This window comes from Natronomonas sp. (genome assembly GCF_046710025.1).
Taxonomy (GTDB): Archaea; Halobacteriota; Halobacteria; order Halobacteriales; family Haloarculaceae; genus Natronomonas.
Genome location: NZ_JBKEGK010000158.1, coordinates 1 through 5949, shown reverse-complemented (window position 1 = coordinate 5949; position 5949 = coordinate 1). Strand labels below are relative to the sequence as shown.

6 protein-coding genes and 1 pseudogene are annotated in these 5949 nt (G+C 62.8%); 5 read left to right on the top strand and 2 right to left on the bottom strand.

The annotated features are described in order from the left end of the window. Together ACI944_RS10615 and ACI944_RS10610 are read right to left on the bottom strand one after the other, a co-directional pair. A pseudogene (locus ACI944_RS10615) lies at positions 1–105 on the bottom strand (RNA-guided endonuclease TnpB family protein); the annotation flags it as partial. Positions 106–355: 250 nt separating this feature from the next. Then, positions 356–1174 carry a hypothetical protein gene (locus ACI944_RS10610; RefSeq protein WP_411719022.1) on the bottom strand — a complete coding sequence of 273 codons (819 nt, stop codon included), beginning with the start codon at positions 1172–1174 and terminating at the stop codon, positions 356–358. 398 nt (positions 1175–1572) lie between these two features. Between ACI944_RS10610 and phnD the strand changes: the two genes are divergently transcribed. Genes phnD through ACI944_RS10585 form a run of 5 tightly spaced genes read left to right on the top strand, consistent with a single transcriptional unit; the run spans position 1573 to position 5699 of the window. Next, positions 1573–2595 (top strand): phosphate/phosphite/phosphonate ABC transporter substrate-binding protein, encoded by a 1023-nt coding sequence (gene phnD / locus ACI944_RS10605; protein ID WP_411719021.1) that lies wholly within the window; start codon positions 1573–1575, stop codon positions 2593–2595. Then, positions 2596–3432, top strand: coding sequence for a phosphonate ABC transporter ATP-binding protein (gene phnC, locus ACI944_RS10600; protein WP_411719020.1), 837 nt, complete (start codon positions 2596–2598; stop codon positions 3430–3432). It abuts the gene before it with no gap. A gap of 1 nt (position 3433) precedes the next feature. Next, positions 3434–4234, top strand: coding sequence for a phosphonate ABC transporter, permease protein PhnE (phnE, locus tag ACI944_RS10595; protein WP_411719019.1), 801 nt, complete (start codon positions 3434–3436; stop codon positions 4232–4234). Next, positions 4234–5028: a phosphonate ABC transporter, permease protein PhnE gene (gene phnE, locus ACI944_RS10590; RefSeq protein WP_411719018.1), complete on the top strand. Its 795-nt coding sequence runs from the start codon at positions 4234–4236 to the stop codon at positions 5026–5028. The genes phnE (ACI944_RS10595) and phnE (ACI944_RS10590) overlap by 1 nt, the downstream gene beginning before the upstream one ends. Beyond that, a complete protein-coding gene (locus tag ACI944_RS10585) occupies positions 5025–5699 on the top strand; it encodes an HAD family hydrolase (protein WP_411719017.1) in 675 nt (224 codons plus the stop codon). The genes phnE (ACI944_RS10590) and ACI944_RS10585 overlap by 4 nt, the downstream gene beginning before the upstream one ends. The last annotated feature ends 250 nt before the right edge of the window (positions 5700–5949 follow it).

Genomic DNA, 5949 nt, shown 5'->3' with positions numbered 1-5949 from the left:
CATTCGACTTATCGTAGACCGCGCGAACTTGTTGTAGGTTCTCGACGGTGACGCCGGGGCGCGTCTCGTACTCAACAGGATGTACTCCAACGCTGTCGGAGGTTCCTCAACGGGGTAATCTCGGCTCTGTCTATCACTTTCACCGTGCTCCTCTGAGCGATATAGATACCGCATCTCGGGAACTTCCCGGTCGCTCTTTAGGCGAGAAGAGAACGGCAGAGCGGTGTCGCAGTGCGGCGAGCAGTACCACAACCGGACTCGATGGGGCCACCGACAACAGTCTCGGCCCCTCACGAGCCCGGTGGGGTGTGAAACGTCCGATCGCTCGTAACGGCCCGCTTCGCGCCTACCCTGTTCACGACCCGGGCGCGAACGTGGACGGCGACGGGTCGAACTCCGCGAGCCGGTCGCCGCAGTCCGCACACGAGACCGCAACAACATTAGTTGCGTGGCAGCACGACTCGACTGTCTCGTCGGAGATACGAGTCGGCCCGCGACAGGTTGGACAGTGTTCGACCAGTCCCCGTACCCGAGCAGCGAGATCGACTCGCTCCGCGCGACCGAGCGCGTCCCAGGCGGGACCGGCGAGCGTCTGTTCCGTCGCGAGGTCGGCAACGAGTGCCGTCCGTGAGGGCCACTGCCCAACCCACGACCCGTTGGCTGTCACGACGACCCCGTCGGCGTCCGACTCAGCCACCGTGATCTTCGACTGGTCGACTGCGGCCACGGTCGCGGCCCCCTCACTGAGCGCAGTAGGGTCGTTCGCGATTGTTTCCGCAGTCTCGTGCCACACGGTCCGGAACGACGGGGTGGGTGCGGGGTCACTCCCGGGTTCCTTCGAGAGGACACCGAGGCTGACGAGCTTCTCGACGGGGTCACCCTCCGGCGGCACCGTCGTCGAGACCGTGGTCGGTGACTTCCCGAACGCGGCGAGGACCGACATCGGAAGGTAGCGACGGGTCAGTTGGGGCGTTCCGGGCACGAGATAGCCGCGGAGCCAGATGGTCGTGACGCCGGCGAAACCGCCGATCACCGCGGCAACGGGGCTGAGCATCCAAAGCGGACCGACCACGATTCCGAGCAGTCCGAGGTTGACTGCGGTACACGGGAGACATCGGTTCGACCCGATGTACGCTGGCTCGCGGAGACGAGCGACGAGCGGGCGTATGGGCATACATATCGCCTGGGAGACCACGCGTAAACTATTATCGGGAAATAGATATATATAACTCAGAACGCTATATATCCTACTAGACTCAACATATCTCTGTTGGTGCTAAATACCATACTTGGCTACACATATTCGAATAGTCGATACATACTCCACCGTACCGATCTGACCAGAAATAAAGATATATAATCAAACATATCAAAATTACATAACTCATATGATTAGCCAATCCTGTATTTCACTCGATGGCAGACGACAACAGTAACCGACGGCGGACATTTCTGAAAACGTCGGCGGCTGCGCTCGCCGCTGGCTTTGCGGGTTGTACCAGCTCAGGCAGTGGAAGTGATGGATCCGGCAGCTCTGGCGGTTCGAATTCCGGCAGTTCCGACGGCGACCCGATGCTCGCGGACGCGAGTAGCTTCGACCCAGCGAGTCCAGCCTGGGAGGAGAACAACTACCTGTCGACGGCACTAATCGATGCGGACTACCAGCGCGGGTCGACAATCGACCTAGAGAATATGCGAGGGCAGGAGGTCGACGAGATTCCCCACGGCGAGCCCGTTCAGGAGACGCCCGATGACGAGAGCGAGTTGCTCGACCCCGACACCCTGGTGTTCACCGAGAGCCCCAGCGAGGATGTCCAGGGTCGGTTCGAGGAGGACTTCAATGCCGTCTTCGACCGCATCGAGGAGGAGACCGGCAAGCCGGTCGAGTTCAGCAAGGTGAACAGCTACGCCGCGTCCGTCGAGGCGATGCGCTCCGAGCGAGCACACATTGCGAACTTCTCAACCGGGACAACGGCGTTCGCGGTCAACCTCGCGGGCGCCGTGCCGTTCGCGGGGGGTTTGACGCCCGATGAACTCTTCGGGTACCGGCTGTTCGCGACGACGCGGGCCGACGCCGACGACATCCAGAGCGTCAAGGACTTTGCCCGCGACGACGTGAAGGTCGGTCACTCCGAGCCTGCGTCGAACTCCGGGCACCAGGCGCCATCGGCGCTGTTCAATCAGTACTTCGACGTGACGGCTGAGGAGGATTACGAGGTCAACTTCTCGGGCGGTCACGGTAACACGACGCGCGGAATTGCCGCCGGTGACTACGATGCCGGACCAATCTGTTCGACCTGTATGGTCGATACCGTCGAGGCCCAGAGCGATCTGAGCTTTGACGACTTCAAAGTGGTCTGGGCGTCGGCGCCCTTCCCGAACGGGCCGGTTGCGTACCGGTATAACCTGAAACCCGAAATCCAGGAGGGGATCAAGCGGGCCTATCTCGAATCGGACTTCTCGGGGACGGACTTCCAGAAACGGACGGGCTACAACAAGTTCGTTCCGATTGACTACCGCACCGTATTCAAAGACATCATGGTAATTCAGGGGTACAACGGCGTCGAGTACACCGAGAGCGCGCTCGGATCGTAGATGCTCCGGGTCACCGACCTACAGAAGACCTACCCCACCGGCGACGAGGCGCTGAAGGGCGTCACAACGTCCGTCGAGGGGAGCCAGACCGTCGCCATGATCGGCCCCAGCGGCGCCGGTAAGAGCACGTTCATCCGGTGTGTCAACCGGCTGACCGAGCCCAGCGGCGGCGAGGTCTTCCTCGACGACACGGAACTGACCGCGCTCGGCGACGATGCGCTTCGATCGGTTCGCCGGGACATCGGGATGATATTCCAGGAGTACAATTTGGTCGAGCGTCTGACCGTGATGGAGAACGTCCTCACGGGACGGCTGGGGTACATTTCCGCGTGGCAGGCGTTCCGGCGGTCCTTCCCCGCTGAGGACATCGAGCGGGCCTACGAGATCCTCAATCGGGTCGGTCTCGGCGACATGGAGAACAAACGCGTCGACGAACTCTCCGGCGGTCAGCGCCAGCGGGTCGGAATCGCGCGGGCGGTGATTCAACAGCCGAAGATCCTCCTGGTCGACGAGCCGACCAGCAGTCTCGATCCTGAGACGTCGAACACGGTGATGCGGCTCCTGACCGACATCGCCGCCGAGCGCGAGGTGCCGGTGTTGATCAACATCCACGAGGTCGACCTCGCGATCGAACACGCCGATCGGATTGTCGGCCTCCACGACGGCGAACTCGTCTTCGAGGGTTCGCCCTCGGAACTCGATCAGCAAGGGCTCGATCAGGTGTACCGCGGCGCGGAGGTGCCAGAGAACGCCGACAAAGAACGGACGACGATGGACGCCGGCACCGACGGGGAGATCCTGTCAGACACGGACCGCCCGCTCGCGGGGGAGACGTAGCGTGGCTGCCGGCAACCGTACCTGGGAACGGCCGACCGTCTTCCCGACCCGCGGGGTGAAGTGGGCTGTCTACGCCGGCATTGTCGGGTTCTTTGTCTGGTCGGGGTTCGGGGTGGGCGCCGACCCGGGACGAATCATCCAAGGGCTGGGGAGCGCAGCCAGCCTGATCGGCGACTTCCTCCCCCCAACGGCGACGCCGAGGCAGGCCGAGCGGATCCTGGACAAGATGCTCGAAAGCGTCGCGATGGCGATGATCTCGACGCTCACCGGCATCCTTCTTAGCGTCCCGATCGCGTTCATGGCCGCCGAGAACCTCTCGCCGAAGCCGCTGTACGCGATCAATCGGGGCTTCATCTCGATTTCCCGGGCGTTCAACGCGATCATCATCGCCATCATCGCGGTCAAAGCCGTCGGGTTCGGCCCGCTCGCCGGTATTCTCACGATCACGTTCAAGACCGTGGGGTTCTTCTCGAAGCTTCTGGCCGAGGACTTGGAGGACATCGACATGGGGTCGGTCGACGCGGTCCGGGCCTCCGGAGCGTCGCCGGTCCAGACGCTCCTGTACGGGGTCGTCCCGCAGATCATCCCGCGCTTCGCCGGTCTCTCGGTGTACCGGTGGGACATCAACATCCGCACGTCGACCATCATCGGCATCGTCGGCGCGGGCGGGATCGGGTCGGTGCTTCTGACCGCGTTCAACCGCTACGACTACCAGTACGTCACGGCTATCCTGCTGGCGATCATCGCGGTCGTGCTGGTGGCCGAAAGCGTTAGCGCGGTCGTCAGACGGAGGTACAACTGATGGCAACCGACGAGCGTCGCTGGGAACGGTTCGACCGGCGACGGCGGCTCGGCCGGTTCGTCCTCACGTTGGTCGCCGCCGTCGCCGTGATCGGCTCCTGGCAGTTCATGGACATCGGCATCGTCAGACCGGAGACGATCCCCCGAGAGGTTGGCGACCTCCTCACTCGAATGTACCCACCAGACGTGGCGTACACGAGCCGGATCGTCGAACCGCTGATCGAGACGATCCAGATCGCCGCGCTTGGGACCATCGGAGCACTGGTACTTTCGATCCCGGTGGCGCTGCTTGCCGCCGAGAACACGACGCCGAACGCCGCGACCTTCTGGCTCGGGAAGCTCATCGTGACCGTGAGCCGGTCGGTCAACACCATCATCTGGGCGCTGTTCTTCGTCGTGATGTTCGGGTCGGGACCGCTTGCGGGTGCGATCGCCATCGCCTTCCGCTCGATCGGCTTCCTTGGGAAACTGCTGGGCGAGGAGATCGAGGAGATCGACTTCGGTCAAGTTGAGGCGGTGCGGGCGTCCGGCGCGTCGCAGGCACAGGTCTTGCTCTACGGAATCCTTCCGCAGGTGAAGCCCGCTTTGGTCGGGCTCTCCATCTACCGGTGGGACATCAACATCCGCGACTCGACCGTGCTCGGGTTTGTCGGCGCGGGCGGGATCGGGGTCCAGCTGTTCCGAGCGGTCAATGCCTTCGCGTGGCAATCGGTCGCGACGGTGCTAATCGTCATCCTTGGTGTGGTCATCGCTACCGAAAGCCTCTCAGCATATACGAGGGCGCTAGTACGGTGACGGGCGACAAAACCTCAGTCGTCTTGTTCGACATGGACGGCGTGTTGCTGGAGGGTCACGCAAACGACACTGCCGGGTACGAGGCAGGATTGGCACGGACACTCGAGGAGTACGACCTCGCGGCCAGTGACGCCGAGTGGGCTGCACTCGCCGGCTACGAGTACGACCGACCGTTTGTCGAGGCCTGCGAGGCCATCGGTGTCGACCCGGTGGCGTTCTACGACACCCGCGAGCGCCACAGCGAACGCTGGTTCGCTAGTCGTGTCGAATCCGGCACGAGGACGCGCTATGCCGACGTGGAGGCGCTCTCAGAACTCGCAGACCACCACCAACTCGGCCTGGTCAGCAACAACTACGACGCGGTGGTTCGGGCAGTCGTCGACAACCACAATCTGCCGCAGTTTGCGTTCGTCCGCGGCCGGGACCCCGGCGTCGAAGGATTCCGACGACGCAAACCCGATCCGCACTACTTGGAGGAGGCGCTCGGGACACTTGGCGCTCGCACCGGTGTCTACGTTGGTGACCGCGAGACGGATGTTCTGGCGGCCGAGCGGGCAGGGCTCAACGCCGTGTTCCTCGAACGCGAACATAACTCGGCGGCGTCGCTTGGGACCACCCCGACCGTCGCGCTCTCGTCCCTCGAAAAACTCGGCGAATACCTCCAGGCCTGACGGGAGCAGAACGAAGTTCAAAGTCGGTGGCTGCAGTTGCCACGGTCGCCTTCGCAGTCGATACTACGTTCTGTTTCCACTGTCTCGTCACAGTCGAACGGCTCCGTGAACGAGTCGACGTGGTCACGTTCTCCACAGACGTCCATCGTTTGTGCGACCGCCGTTGAGGGGGCAGGGACGACCCATAAGACGACATCAAATCGTAGAGAAGGCGTGCACAGGCTCGACTGCTGAAGACACGCTCTATATC